The sequence below is a fragment of the Terribacillus saccharophilus genome (assembly GCF_046592595.1).
In the GTDB taxonomy this organism is placed as follows: domain Bacteria; phylum Bacillota; class Bacilli; order Bacillales; family Amphibacillaceae; genus Terribacillus; species Terribacillus saccharophilus_C.
Genome location: NZ_JAWVPF010000001.1, coordinates 130779 through 144045, shown reverse-complemented (window position 1 = coordinate 144045; position 13267 = coordinate 130779). Strand labels below are relative to the sequence as shown.

The 13267-nt window shown below is 43.6% G+C and carries 13 protein-coding genes; 6 read left to right on the top strand and 7 right to left on the bottom strand.

Going from position 1 to position 13267, the window contains the following annotated elements; all coding sequences use genetic code 11:
• Window positions 1-83 precede the first annotated feature (83 nt).
• On the bottom strand, window positions 84-1118 hold the full coding sequence (locus tag SFC25_RS00625) for a glycosyl hydrolase family 18 protein (protein WP_411213390.1): 1035 nt from the start codon (window positions 1116-1118) through the stop codon (window positions 84-86).
• Window positions 1119-1257: 139 nt separating this feature from the next.
• Here SFC25_RS00625 and SFC25_RS00620 point away from each other — a divergent pair, with 139 nt between their 5' ends.
• Window positions 1258-1881, top strand: coding sequence for a DUF2306 domain-containing protein (locus SFC25_RS00620; RefSeq protein WP_411213388.1), 624 nt, complete (start codon window positions 1258-1260; stop codon window positions 1879-1881).
• 180 nt (window positions 1882-2061) lie between these two features.
• Here SFC25_RS00620 and SFC25_RS00615 read toward each other — a convergent pair whose 3' ends face one another.
• Window positions 2062-2187, bottom strand: coding sequence for a hypothetical protein (locus SFC25_RS00615; protein WP_411213386.1), 126 nt, complete (start codon window positions 2185-2187; stop codon window positions 2062-2064).
• A gap of 77 nt (window positions 2188-2264) precedes the next feature.
• Here SFC25_RS00615 and SFC25_RS00610 point away from each other — a divergent pair, with 77 nt between their 5' ends.
• Window positions 2265-3140 carry an EamA family transporter gene (locus SFC25_RS00610; protein WP_411213385.1) on the top strand — a complete coding sequence of 292 codons (876 nt, stop codon included), beginning with the start codon at window positions 2265-2267 and terminating at the stop codon, window positions 3138-3140.
• Window positions 3141-3164: 24 nt separating this feature from the next.
• Here the strand turns inward: SFC25_RS00610 and SFC25_RS00605 are convergent, their stop codons facing one another.
• Window positions 3165-4031, bottom strand: a complete 867-nt coding sequence (locus tag SFC25_RS00605; protein ID WP_411213383.1) for a helix-turn-helix transcriptional regulator — start codon at window positions 4029-4031, stop codon at window positions 3165-3167.
• Window positions 4032-4160: 129 nt separating this feature from the next.
• On the opposite strand from SFC25_RS00605, the gene SFC25_RS00600 reads away from it, so the two are divergent.
• Complete coding sequence (locus SFC25_RS00600) at window positions 4161-6101, top strand: glycoside hydrolase family 127 protein (RefSeq protein WP_411213381.1); 1941 nt, start codon at window positions 4161-4163, stop codon at window positions 6099-6101.
• 26 nt (window positions 6102-6127) lie between these two features.
• Here the strand turns inward: SFC25_RS00600 and SFC25_RS00595 are convergent, their stop codons facing one another.
• The 3 genes from SFC25_RS00595 to SFC25_RS00585 form a co-directional block, all read right to left on the bottom strand.
• Window positions 6128-7024 carry a manganese catalase family protein gene (locus SFC25_RS00595; RefSeq protein WP_411213379.1) on the bottom strand — a complete coding sequence of 299 codons (897 nt, stop codon included), beginning with the start codon at window positions 7022-7024 and terminating at the stop codon, window positions 6128-6130.
• Window positions 7025-7036: 12 nt separating this feature from the next.
• Window positions 7037-7258 (bottom strand): YuzF family protein, encoded by a 222-nt coding sequence (locus SFC25_RS00590; protein ID WP_411213378.1) that lies wholly within the window; start codon window positions 7256-7258, stop codon window positions 7037-7039.
• Between the two features lie 111 nt (window positions 7259-7369).
• Complete coding sequence (locus SFC25_RS00585) at window positions 7370-9190, bottom strand: DUF4084 domain-containing protein (RefSeq protein ID WP_411213755.1); 1821 nt, start codon at window positions 9188-9190, stop codon at window positions 7370-7372.
• 179 nt (window positions 9191-9369) lie between these two features.
• On the opposite strand from SFC25_RS00585, the gene SFC25_RS00580 reads away from it, so the two are divergent.
• Window positions 9370-10083, top strand: a complete 714-nt coding sequence (locus tag SFC25_RS00580; RefSeq protein WP_411213376.1) for a DsbA family oxidoreductase — start codon at window positions 9370-9372, stop codon at window positions 10081-10083.
• A gap of 294 nt (window positions 10084-10377) precedes the next feature.
• Entirely contained in the window at window positions 10378-11811 is a 1434-nt protein-coding gene (gene nhaC, locus SFC25_RS00575; RefSeq protein WP_411213374.1) for a Na+/H+ antiporter NhaC, read from the top strand.
• Window positions 11812-11849: 38 nt separating this feature from the next.
• Here nhaC and SFC25_RS00570 read toward each other — a convergent pair whose 3' ends face one another.
• Entirely contained in the window at window positions 11850-12572 is a 723-nt protein-coding gene (locus SFC25_RS00570; protein ID WP_411213373.1) for a DUF421 domain-containing protein, read from the bottom strand.
• Between the two features lie 115 nt (window positions 12573-12687).
• Here SFC25_RS00570 and SFC25_RS00565 point away from each other — a divergent pair, with 115 nt between their 5' ends.
• Window positions 12688-13233 (top strand): DUF3267 domain-containing protein, encoded by a 546-nt coding sequence (locus SFC25_RS00565; protein WP_411213371.1) that lies wholly within the window; start codon window positions 12688-12690, stop codon window positions 13231-13233.
• The last annotated feature ends 34 nt before the right edge of the window (window positions 13234-13267 follow it).

The following is a 13267-nucleotide window of genomic DNA, read 5'->3' as shown; positions in this document are numbered from 1 at the left end:
ATCTGTGTAATTGAAGACACCCTGAAAGCAAATTTCAGGGTGCTTTTGTGTTTATATCGATTTGAACAGTTTATTTGCTGTACTTATTTTAGTCCTTCCTCTATGGCTTTCCAGAAAGATTCCGACTCATGTCCCAGTGCATAAACAGATATACCTGCAAGATCATAGGAGTTCGTAAGAGAACTTTTTTTCTGCAAGGAATCCTCATCCTCAAACCAGACGATATGTTCCTGATTTTCCTTCATATATTCAAAATGCGTGGACGCGGTTTCTTCATCATATATAGGTTCTATATCATAATTATCTAGTGTGGAATGTATTTTATCCCATTCTATCATTGTGTTTTGTTCGGGATCCGATAGATTCCAATCATAGCCATATGCGGGCACACCCATAATGATTTTATCGGGGGCGATTGATTCTGTGGCGAATGTTAACATTTGTTTCATCCAATCGATACTTGCTACAGATCCTGATTCGCTCCAAGAACCGTTTTCATCATACGTCATCACTTGTACATAATCGGCATATTCTCCGAGTTCTGCATAGTTATATGGCCAGCTCCAATCATTTGCGGGGTCATCAGCAGCCTTGGCTGGCACAGATACCATAGTTTCTATGTTGTACTCTTTCAGCGCATTGGCGGTATCCTTGATAAGCTCCGAGTAGAGATCCCTATCCTCTGGATAAACAGCTTCAAAATCTATATTGAATCCAGTAAACCCTTTTTCTGATGCAAGCTGTACCAACTGATTCATGAAATTGTTTTTCGCGTTCGGGTTAGCCATGACAGCATGAGCTAAATCTGGGTCGAAATCAGTCTCACCGAAGTTGGATATCACAGCATAGGTATTAATATGATGCTGCTTTGCATAGTCAAGCTGGTCTTCTGGTGCTTCACCAAAAAGGTTGCCATCGGTGTCAAAAGCGTATGTATCCATTGCGATGGCAGTAAGATACTCATGATAATCCTTTAGAGACAGTAAGGATGATTCCTCTGAAGTGGTATAACCGAGGACCATCTTATCGTTTGTCTTAGTATTCGTTTTTAACTGGCTGTAAATGAGACCTGCTGCTGCAATTAGCAGAATGAGCCCAATGATTACATACTTTTTCATGGTGTATCCTCCGTAATAGAAGTGGGAGATTATCTTACCATGTTTTTGTATTCTATATAAGGATCTATTCCTGGAAGCTTAGCAAAAGTATTCATATGATATTCTTAACACAATCGAAAAATTAATAAGGAGTGGCATCATGTCTATCCGTACTTTATACAAAATGCTGCTTCTGTTCGTTAGCATTTATATCATTTATACATTTGTGGATAATTATATCCTCGATAATCGGGCCTCCTTTTTCCTTGAACAAAAGATTGATCTGCGTGATTCCTTCCACTTACCAGTGTGGCTGGATGTCATGTATGTACATGTATTCGTCGCTTGTTTGGCAACTTTGAGTGGAGCGGTTAACTTTTCCCGGGGACTGGCATGGCATAAACGAAAGTTCCATCGTATCAACGGCTATGTGTATGCTGTTTCAGTAATGCTTGTTTCGTTGACATCCGGTTACCTGGCCCCGTATGCCACTGGAGGCAAGCTGGTCAGTGTACCGTTTAACTTGGTGAATTTGTTTTGGCCGATCATGGTTGCAGCTGCCATTATCCATGCCAGGAAAGGCAGACTGGACAAGCACCAAAACTGGATGATTCGCAGTTATCTATTTTGTTTTACGAATATGTTCATCCATTTGATTTCCGATGTCCTGTATAAAGCAGGGGTGGGCTATACGCAGAGCTATACCATTGGCGTCTATGGATCAATAGTAGTGAACCTGGTGATAGCAGAAAGTATCATCCGTTTCCTGCGTCGTAGAAGGTAAGTTATTCACGTTTGAGCAAGAAATAATTCGTCACAATCATTTGTATGATGGCCAGGAGGAACAAAACTCCTATGAATAGCAGACTGCCATGATCCTCTTCCATGAAAAGTAGCATATAGACAAAAGCTCCAGAAACCGTATAGGAAGATAAAGATACCGTTGAAAGCAGCAAATGCCTTCCTATTTTTTATCCGGCTTTGTTTCACCTGACCATCCAGCAAGAATTTTATATACATGCTTTCTCCAAATTAAGTAGCTTAATACGGTAAAGATACTAAAGAAGAAAAGAGCTAATGCAAGTTTCATGTATGATAACCTCCTTTAATTCGTTACAGAATGCTAGAGTTTCTGGCATGATGGAAAAAAGAAGCGAGGGGAGAGATATGATGGCCATTAAAACAGCACCTTTATTCGTTCTGTTTGCAGCAATACTCTGGGGAACGACTGGAACGGCACAGGCATTTGCTCCAGCTGCAGCTCATCCAATTGCGATTGGAGCTGCAAGACTTGTGGTTGGAGGTGTGTTTCTGCTTTTGGTTGCCTTATTGCTCGGAAAATTAAATATAAAAGGCTGGCCAATCGGACCGACGCTTCTCGCAGCGCTTAGCATGGCATGCTATCAACCACTGTTCTTTTCGGCAGTCAATCAGACTGGTGTAGCGGTAGGTACCGTCATCGCTATCGGAAGTGCCCCGATCCTGTCTGGGCTGCTGGAAGCAATATTTTTCAGAAGACGGCCGAGCTCTATTTGGTGGGGAGCGACAGCTTTATCGATTATTGGCTGTGTGCTTTTGTTTCTGACTGGAGATACAGTAGTGATAAAGCCAATGGGTATTCTGCTTGCGCTGGGAGCTGGGTTGTCATTTGCTGGCTATACATTAGTAAGCGGGCAAATCGTAAAGGGCAAAGGCCCGCTTGAGACAGCGGCTGTTATCTTTGGAATCGGCGGCGTTTTCCTTATGCCGTTCCTTTTCTTGTTTGATATGCAGTGGATCTTACAGCCACGCGGCATAGCTGTAAGTCTGCATCTGGGAATTATTGCGACAGCATCTGCCTATTTTTTGTTCTCAAAGGGGCTGCAGCAAGTGCCTGCATCTTCGGCTGTGTCACTTTCCTTGGCTGAACCGTTTACGGCTGCTATCTTAGGTGTTGTCTTAGTTGGCGAGGAATTGAATCTACTATCGTGGGTAGGCATCGGAATGCTATTGGGAGGTATTATCTTACTTTCATCTGCCTCCATAAGGAGTGAGCCTGCATGATGCAGATTACAGAAAAGAACGTGATTAAGCTTTACCCAAGTCCTGTCTGTACTGGCTTGGTGTTAAGCCGTACTTCGCTTTGAAGCTTTTCGAGAAATAACCTTGTCTTGTAAAACCTACTTCCTCCGCAATCTGCTGCACTGACCAGTCTGTTGTTAAAAGGAGCAGGCGTGCCTGATGCAATCGGTAAGAAGCTAAGTAAGCAATCGGAGTGCAAGAAAAAGCTTGTTTCATGCATCTCGCTAAGTAGTTTTCATGAACATGGAAGTGCTTTGCCAAGGTGGCATTCGTGATGTATTGGTTGTAATGCTGTTTTATAAATATTTCAACATGTTCTGCTAATTGTAACGATGTATGCTGAGGTATGGGATTATAAGCTAAATGCTGCAGCACTTGCATAAACAATTGCTGTGTTTCCCAAAAGGCGAAGGACCGCGGCTGAGTGGTGGATTCCAGCAGATTCTCGACCGTATTATAAAGGACATGCGGGTGCTGTACATGCTGATATTTCGGCAGGTGTATGGTTGCAAAATCCGTATGGTAATGAAGTGACGATATTCTCTCAGTCGAGGTGATAGGGGTGCAGGCAGATTGTTCTGTCCAAGATGCTGTACTTTGCATATGCAGCCAATAGAACGTCGTATCTGATGCACAGCGCGCTGTCGGATAATGATACTTGTTTGGTTGCAGGATCAATGCCTCACCGGCGGAAATGTCCCATTGCGATGCTTCTTCGCCGATGTGTAATGTGCCCTCCTGAACAAGGATGATATCGAAGAATCCTAGTTTTCTTCGTGCGGGATGCTGTTGTCCTTTGTGAAAGGTTGTGCTGTTCCCTTCCACGAAATATGGCAGGGGTGGAGCTGAGAATGATAAATAAGAACTCTCCATTTCCTGTCGCCACCTTTTGGGTGAAATAGTATAAAACGAAGTTGAATCTGGTGCTATGTCACTTCTATTGTAGATGCTAAACTGTGTTTTGGAAACGCTTAACTTTTGTGTGCAGGAGGAGTGGGCAATATGGAACTTTCCAGTGTGAATAAGAACCAAAAAGTAACTGTCGAAGATGCATTTTGGTCGAATTATAAGCAGCTTGTAGCTGAACAGGTTATCCCATATCAGTGGAAAGCACTGAATGATCAGCTGCCGGATACAGCTCCGAGCCACGCTATCGAAAATTTCCGCATTGTGGCTGGGGAAGCAGCAGGAGATTATTATGGCACAGTCTTTCAGGATAGTGATGTAGCGAAATGGCTGGAGACAGTCGCGTATAGTTTACGCAGTTTTCCAGACCCGGAATTGGAAGAAGCGGCAGATGAAGTCATATCGTTAATGGGCAGGGCACAGGCGGAAGACGGTTATCTTAATACCTATTATATGCTGGTGGAACCTGATCACCGCTGGACAAATCTGCGAGATAATCATGAATTATATTGTGCAGGTCATCTGATCGAGGCGGCTGTTGCTTATTATGAAACAACTGGCAAGTACGTGTTCCTGGATATTATGGAGGAATATGTGGATCTGATACGGCGTACGTTCGGAAAGGAAGCTGGAAAGCTGCAAGGCTACCCAGGGCATCCGGAAATCGAGCTGGCATTGCTTCGTTTATTTGATGCTACAGGGAAGCGTGAGCATCTGGAGCTTGCGGCGTATTTCATCGAGCAGCGCGGACAGGAGCCGCATTACTTTGACATGGAAAAAGAGCGGCGTCACTCCTTGGATGCCCCGCCAACGTGGAATGACCAGAATACCAACTTCGGGCTCGGTTATGCCTATATGCAGGCGCATCTTCCTGTACGGCAGCAGGAGGAAGCGGTCGGACATTCTGTGCGGGCGATGTATCTATATGCAGCAATGGCATATCTGGCACGCAAGACGGATGATGCGGAGCTGCAAGCGGTTTGTGATGTGTTATGGGATGATGTGACAAACCGGAAGATGTATATAACAGCAGGCCTCGGCTCAGCTGTTAATGGTGAGGCTTTTACAGATGCGTACGATCTGCCGAATGACAGCATGTACTGTGAAACATGTGCATCCGTCGGACTTGTCTTCTGGGCCAAGCAGATGTTATTGCTTTCACCAGATAGGAAATATTCAGATGTGCTGGAACGGGCAATTTACAATGGAACGATCAGCGGGATGGATTTGGATGGCAAACGATTTTTCTATGTGAACCCGCTTGAGGTCAACGCGTACCAAGCTGGACGCAAGGATCAGGAGCATGTGAAACAAGGGCGGCAGAAATGGTTTGCATGTGCATGCTGTCCTCCGAATCTTGCTCGATTGATTGCATCCATCGAAAATCATGCTTATACGCAGACAGAAGATACCTTGTATACACATCTCTATATTGCAGGAAGTATACAAACCAAGATTGGTGAGGTGCCGGTTAAGATCACGCAAAATCACCAATATCCATGGTATGCTGGCATCACCGTAACTGTAGAAGGAGAAGGGGAGTTTAAGCTGGCATTTCGTATTCCCGGCTGGTGTGAAGGAGCTGCGGCATCCATCAATGGGAAGGCTGTTGGGATTAGTGATCTGGAAAAAGGCTATCTGGTATTGGAGCGAATGTGGGCGAAAGATGATCAGATTGCACTGTCTTTTCCAATGCCGGTTATGCGCATATACAGCAATCCGAAGATAGGTATGAATCAAGGACAGGTTGCCTTGCAGCGCGGGCCGGTTGTCTATTGTCTGGAGGAAGTGGACAATGGGAATCGTCTTGCAGGATTAAGGCTTCCGCGGGAGAGCGAGATTACCGCGGCTTTTGAAGAAGACGTGTTAAACGGAGTTGTGATCCTGGAGGCAGATGGGTTGAGAGCCGAGGAATCAGAGGTACTCTACCAGAGTCATTTGCCAGCAATGGAGTCTGTAAAATTGCGTGCTATCCCTTATTATGCCTGGTGTAATCGAAAAGCAGGTGAGATGCGTATCTGGATATATGAAACATAAAAAAGGCTGCCGGATACCGGCAGTCTTTATAAGTTCTCCATCAAACGCTTCGCAATCCGCTCATAGTCATCCCGGTCGATGCCAGGAGCGAATTCCTCTGGCAGTTCCTCTAGATCTGGAATCGGACCGCCTCGCGGTACACCTTGCTTGACGACAAGCTGACTGCCGTTTTCCGGATTTGTTCCTTTCCATATTTTGCGTATGTCTGCATATTCGCCCATGTCATTCCATGTAAAGAGGATATTGCCGAGTCCTTGATTTTCGAATTTACGAGCATGGTCGAATTTCGTGTTGGACAGATCAGGTACCGGCACCATTTTAGATACGTCAACTCCTGTGGCAATTTCCAATGCCTTCGCATATGCCAATACATGGGTGCCGCCGCGCACAAGCAGGTAGCCGATCATTTCCCGGGCTGTTTCATGTTCTGTCATTTCATAAACGCGCATCTTATGCGTTCTGGCACCGCATTCCAAAAAGAAGTTATGCAAAAGATCCAATACAAGATTTCCGCTGGAAAAGACATTGTCACCTGTCCAGGGTTTGCCCATTGAGTCTCCTGCCAATGCGGTCTGTGCTGTCGCGATGAACTGATATGTATTGCGGCTGTCTTTCCCTGTTCTGAGAGGTGTGGCATCGGGATCGCCGGTATAAAACGTGTTGCCGCGTGATAAAAGATTGATTGTATTGGCAACAAGCTCCACATGGCCGAATTCCTCTGCTGTGATGCTGGCAACTAAGTCATAAAAGGGCTTCAGTTTTTTCTTGTTGCGAAAGTTGAAGGATTGGTACATATAGTTATTCAGAGTCGACATCTCGCCAAACTTTCCGCCTAGCAGCTCTTGAACGGCTGCTGCGGCGTTAGGATCGCCGTGTTCCGGTATCGGCAGATCGATGGCGAGTCTGTTTTCACGTTTGAACATTGCTTTTCCTCCTTATCCTCTTGGAATGACCCAGACAATTTGAGCAGTACGGATAAAAAAGGATGAACCGCCTGACTCAACGACAATATGATCAGGGCGCACAGTTGTCAGTTTGCCGGTAACGGATCCGCGTACGGTCTCCACAACAATCTGCTTGCTTTTCACTCCTTGTAACGTTTGATATACATACGGATCGACGCTGCTCACATAGGTTGTCTGCTGGGGTTGATTCATGCTGATCGCTCCTTTATAAGTAGAAACGCTATACTTTATGCGAATGATGGATGTCCTCATACGTTTATCAGGAAGATAAATAACCTGTGTCTCGGCGAGACACAGGTTAAGTTATTTGTTATAAAAGCGAAAATTTCCTTTCCCATTCATTTTCACCTTGTACATTGCTTGATCTGCGTACTTCATAAGTTCTGTCCATGTTTGTCCATCCTCAGGATAAAGCGAGATTCCTATACTTGGAAGGCATTGTATGTCATATCCATCGATATGATGTACCTGTCGGAGCGAGAGGAGGATATCTTTTGCTAGTTTGTGTGTTTCCTCCTGATTTGAAAGCGGGTTAAGTAATATTGTAAATTCATCCCCGCCATTGCGTGCTGCGATATCAGACCTCCTGATACATGCCTTTAGTCTTTGTGCTACAGACTGCAGCAGTTTATCTCCGATATCATGGCCCAATGTATCATTAACTTTCTTGAAATTATCTAAATCAATGAATAAAATAGCAAACTGCGATTTGTTTTCCGAAATAGCTTTTCTAAGAGATTCCTCAAAAAGAGCGCGATTGGCCAGGCCTGTCAGCGGATCATGATAGGCGAGGAATTGGATCCTTTCCTCGTTTTTCTTCTCAACTGTAATATCTTTACCGATACCGAATACCCCAACCAGCTTATTCTTTATCATAATAGGGATATTCGTCATACTGATGTTGTGAAATTTACCGAGTCTATTGCGCAGCGTAAACTCATAGGCGAGAGGTTTACCATTCTTCATCTGATCAATCTTGTTGGTGACAATGGGCTGGTCTTTACTAACAGCAAAGGAGGCGCTGGCTATACCAATCAATTCATCCTGCCTGCATCCTAGTAAATCCATCCCTGCTTTGTTAGCCCCTTGAATTCTTCCATCAAGATCGAGCGAGAAAACAGATTCGGGATGATGTTCGAATAATGATTTATACTTTTGTTCACTGATCTCCAGCGCATCTGCTTTAGATGATATCTCCAACAGAAGCTTCTGATTTTCCTTTATGACAAGAAGCTGTCTTGCAATAACAAGGATGATAGCTATACCTGCACCAAGACTTACAGCATCTAGCTGAGTGGATTGAGTGATCAAGAATGCAAATAATAGAATAACACTCGCATACGGATAAGCAAGCTTCCAGATACTCATACGTTCTGGAGTAGATACTGCTTCTTTATGATAATCATCCTTTTGTTTGAGCCAGCCGGCGTAACCGATGAATAGATTGGCAAGCATAAAAAATGGATCAAGCCAGCTGCCAGAATAGTAACTATCAATGGAAACAAGATACAGATAAATGGAGTCAGTTATAATCTGCATGTGTAATCCAATGAAAATCAGCCAAACAACAGGGCTGGCTAACATATTCTTTGCATAATACAGCGAATAAGCACCGAATAATAAAGCAAGATCTCCTACTGGATAGGCTAGTGACACACCAAGGGTGAACGACGTGATATGACCAGAAATCACCATTGGCTGAATGAGAAAGCGCCAGCTGAAGGTGGCTGCCACAACCATGATTATTAAAATATCAAATAGAAAAGAAAAACGTTGCTTATCCTTTCTTTCTGTCCATATCTTTTGGCAGAAAGCAACCAGGTACAGACCGTATTGCAACAGATAGAATACATCTGGAAGTCCTGGGAACGGCACCTCCAAACGGAGCAGGCTCTCAGTAACCAGCCACACGAATTCAGCTAGGAATCCACAAAGCATACCTGCTGTCATGAGTAACCAGAAGACACGGTCACCCTTGTTCATTATTCTTGCCGCCCTGAACAATAAGAATGAGGCAGCGAGGCAAGCAAATACACTCAGCAGGTTACCTCCCCAAGTCAACATGGTTTCGTTTTCATGGAAAAGGAGAATCCAACCATAATATACAATTAAATATGAGGTCATAAAGGCGAACGGCCGTAGTAAAAGTTTATGATGATCCATCAGCGCTTCCCCTTGATTAATATTATTTTTCTGTATCATACCCAGATTCACCAGTTACGTAAAGACTAATTTCAGGCATCTATTTTTGTGGATAGTCCAGTCTGTGCTAAAATCATCTTAATGTGAAAAGGGGTGCCACGATGAAAATTGAAGTATGGTCAGATTTTGTCTGTCCTTTCTGTTATATAGGGAAACGAAAGCTGGAGCTTGCGCTCGAACAATTTGAGCACAAGGACAGTGTGGAAATAGAATTTAAGAGCTTTGAGCTGGATCCAAATGCTGGAGTGTACAATGGAAAAAGCATCCATGAAGCACTTGCTGAGAAATACGGCATGTCAATCGAGCAGGCAAAAGTGAACAATTTGCAAATCGGTCAGCACGCAGCTGAAGTGGGGCTTACATTCAACTTTGAGGAAATGAAGCCGACGAACACATTGCATGCACATCGCTTGGCTAAGTTTGCCGAAACAAAAGGTAAAGAAAAAGCGATTACCGAGAAACTGCTGTATGCATATTTTACAGAATCAAAGAACCTTAGTGAAAAAGAAACGCTGCTGGATGTCGCAGAAGCGTCTGGTTTGGACCGCAAAGAAGCAGCAGAGATCTTGGATAATGAATCACTTCATTTGGATGAGGTAAGAGCCGACGAGCGGTTGGCCCAGCAATACGGCATCACTGGTGTACCTTTCTTCATCTTCAATAATAAGTACACAATTTCTGGTGCGCAGCCAATGGAAACATTCATGGGTGCATTGAACCAGGTTTGGAAAGAAGAAAACGAGCAGCCGAAGTTCAAAGATTTCGGATCTGATAATGCTGCTGGCGTATGCACAGACGATAACTGTTCGATATAAGCCGGAAAGATCTGCATAGTTGCAGGTCTTTTTTGTTTATGGAATGGAAAGGCCTGTTAAACAGAAGATACAGCATCATATTGGAGCATATGTAAGAACATGCAACATATATTCGGTTCTGACAGGCTGAGCGAAGTCTACACTGCTTAACAGCAGCTGATGCTATTTTCACTCGATGCAGATATGCTGTAGCATTATAAAGGTGAGTTTTAAGAAACGGCTGATCGGGTACAAGAACAAAGTTGTGCTTTTGTTCAGCAAAAATAAACAACCTCAGGTTGAAGGAGTGGTTGGTTGGAAACCGATAATAAAAAATCTATTAAGAAACCTTCTTTTATGTATGCTTTGATGATGCTTTTGTCGATTGTGGCAGTAGTATCCACAGGAATTCTGGCATTTGATGCACCGATTCAAATACTGATGTTCATCAGCATGCTGGTCATCATACCATTTATGCTTGGTCTTGGATTTACGTATAAGCAAATCGAGAAATCCATGGCAAGAGCAATGGGAAGAGCATTGATGCCCGGTGTCATTCTTTTGACCGTCGGCATTTTAATCGGTGCATGGATCGCATCCGGAACTGTGCCTACTTTAATTTATTATGGTGTGCAGGCAATTACACCGCAGTTCTTCTTAGTGACGACATTGCTGTTTTGTTCCCTGGTATCTGTTGCAACAGGTACTAGCTGGGGTACGGTTGGTACTGCGGGTGTTGCGATGATGGGCGTTGGTACGGCACTTGAAATTCCAGCAGGATTGATTGGCGGTGCAATTGTCAGTGGTGCTTTCTTTGGCGATAAAATGTCTCCGCTATCTGATACAACGAATCTTGCGCCTGCAGTAACGGGAGGAAACCTATTCAAGCACATCAAGCATTTGCTTTGGACGACAGTGCCTTCTTATCTGATTACAGCAGCTATCTTCCTGTTTATCGGCTTACGTTATCATGGCACAGGAACTGATTCACAAAGTGTCAATCAACTGACAGCGTATCTGGCGGACAATTTTCAGTTGGGGATCGTTCCATTAATCCCTATAGTTGTGTTAATTACGTTATTGGTCATGAAAAAACCGGCTATACCATCTATCTTCGCGGGTGCAGCGGTCGGCGGACTGATTGCGATCTTCTATCAAGGGTTTGGTTTTTCCGAAACATTAAACACCTTTTATAGTGGATATACGGTGGAATCTGGCATTCCTGTTGTTGATGAGCTGCTGATCCGCGGTGGATTGACAAGTATGCTGGAATTAATTGCACTATTCTTATTTGCACTTGGATTGGGAGGTCTTCTGGCAGATGCAGGGGTATTAGAAACACTAATTGCTTCCTTCGCGATGAAAATCAAGCATACTGGTGTTCTGACAATAGTGACGATAATTGTAAGTTATTTGACGCTAGTGCTCGGTGGAACAGTTTACTTCTCCACGGTAATGGGTGGAACACTTATGAAGCCGATATTTGAACGGCTAAATCTGGAACCTGAAAATCTCTCGCGTATTTTGGAGGACACGGGTACACTGAGTGCGCCGCTTGTACCATGGACGGGTGGCGGTATTTATACTGCCGGAGCTTTAGGTATTGCGACAGTCACTTACTTGCCATTTTGTTTCCTGGCATTCATCACGCCGTTGTTTACCTTGCTGTATGGTGTCACTGGCTGGACAATCAAGGAAAAGAAAAAAGTAAAACAGAAAAAACCGAACATAAAAGTAGCAGAAGCATAATAACTGGTGAGCACTATCTTGACAGGGTAGTGCTCTTTTTAATGGTTGACCGGAGGAGTGTGCAGCTTCTGGTTCTTCAAACTGATATGAAGACGCTTTGAGGGTGAAATGGACGCAAAGAAGACTTGATTCATACCAATGATGTTTTGTTCAGCTAATTGTTTTCTTAGCCATTCTTCATCCAAATTGAAGTGAGTCAAGGTATCGCGGTGTATATATCCTTCGGAAATGACAGGAAAGGCAATCGCTGATGTGTGCTGCCAGAGCTGGAGGTCTTCCCGTGTTGCAGGCAGTTTGCTTGGTTTTTTTAAGACACTTAGCGTTCCGTTTGGTTCGATCATTGCTGTCTCTACGTCACGTATATCGAAAACATCTTTCTGGCGCAGCATAAACAATATATTGTCTATAGAATATTGGATTTTCTGCATATTCTCATGAAGTAAAATTCCGTCTTGAATGACGATTGTCGGACCGAGTGTCAGCAGCTTGCCGATTTTACGATTAGATATTTTCCACTTTACGATTGCTTTTTGGAATAAGCCAATGGCGATTATAGCAACGGCAGTAGGGAAATGTTCGATTTCTGGATCGGCAATATCAGCACCAACGAGTGCCCCTAAAATAACAATGATAAGAAAGTCAAAGACCGGCATTTCACCAATTGCTCGTTTGCCCATGTATAAGGTAACAACCAGCATTAACGGAATGATGGTTATAATCCGGCCGATAACAATCAAATTATCATGGATAAATTCAGTCATAGAATGCTCCTTTCTACTATTCAGCCTTACCAGTCATATAGGATACCAAACGGATAGCCTCAAATTATTGAAACGATAGTGCTGCTGATTCGTAAGAACTTAGGAGGTGTTTAGCGTGAAAAAGCGAGAAGTATTGTTCGATATGGGAAAATTGCAAAGACAAGCGATGTACCTGACAGCTGGATTGATGTTCGCAGCTAGTTTTATTTATTTTGCTTTTTACGGATTGGAGTTCCGCATAACACTTTTTGGACTTTTACTATTTCTTGTGCTTGTTGTTTTAGGGATCATTCTGCATGAGCTCTTGCATGGAATCGGATTTATCGTATTTGGGAAAGCGAAACCAAGACAGATCAAATACGGAATCTCATGGAAAGACGGTGCTGCTTATGCGCATTGCATGATCCCGATTAAAGTAAGTGCTTATCGTGTAGCATTACTTTTGCCTGTAATTCTGACAGGTCTGATTCCGTTAGTGATTTCTTTTATCGTAGGAAACGGAGTACTTCTTACTGTTTCCGTAATACTGACGGCCGGAGGGATAGGGGATTGGCTTATCTTTCGCAGCCTGAAAATATATAAGGCAAGTCAGCTCGTAAAAGATCATCCGACCAAGGTTGGCTACTATATTTATACAGACACTGCTGATGAAAGTGATTAAACAACATAAGGATCTTTTTGCATACCAATATAGT

Excerpts from the sequence above, each read along its gene's own strand:
- SFC25_RS00625 (WP_411213390.1), bottom strand. The coding sequence starts at position 1,118 with ATGAAAAAGTATGTAATCATTGGGCTCATTCTGCTAATTGCAGCAGCA.
- SFC25_RS00620 (WP_411213388.1), top strand. The coding sequence starts at position 1,258 with ATGTCTATCCGTACTTTATACAAAATGCTGCTTCTGTTCGTTAGCATT.
- SFC25_RS00615 (WP_411213386.1), bottom strand. The coding sequence starts at position 2,187 with ATGAAACTTGCATTAGCTCTTTTCTTCTTTAGTATCTTTACCGTATTA.
- SFC25_RS00610 (WP_411213385.1), top strand. The coding sequence starts at position 2,265 with ATGATGGCCATTAAAACAGCACCTTTATTCGTTCTGTTTGCAGCAATA.
- SFC25_RS00605 (WP_411213383.1), bottom strand. The coding sequence starts at position 4,031 with ATGGAGAGTTCTTATTTATCATTCTCAGCTCCACCCCTGCCATATTTC.
- SFC25_RS00600 (WP_411213381.1), top strand. The coding sequence starts at position 4,161 with ATGGAACTTTCCAGTGTGAATAAGAACCAAAAAGTAACTGTCGAAGAT.
- SFC25_RS00595 (WP_411213379.1), bottom strand. The coding sequence starts at position 7,024 with ATGTTCAAACGTGAAAACAGACTCGCCATCGATCTGCCGATACCGGAA.
- SFC25_RS00590 (WP_411213378.1), bottom strand. The coding sequence starts at position 7,258 with ATGAATCAACCCCAGCAGACAACCTATGTGAGCAGCGTCGATCCGTAT.
- SFC25_RS00585 (WP_411213755.1), bottom strand. The coding sequence starts at position 9,190 with ATGACCTCATATTTAATTGTATATTATGGTTGGATTCTCCTTTTCCAT.
- SFC25_RS00580 (WP_411213376.1), top strand. The coding sequence starts at position 9,370 with ATGAAAATTGAAGTATGGTCAGATTTTGTCTGTCCTTTCTGTTATATA.
- SFC25_RS00570 (WP_411213373.1), bottom strand. The coding sequence starts at position 12,572 with ATGACTGAATTTATCCATGATAATTTGATTGTTATCGGCCGGATTATA.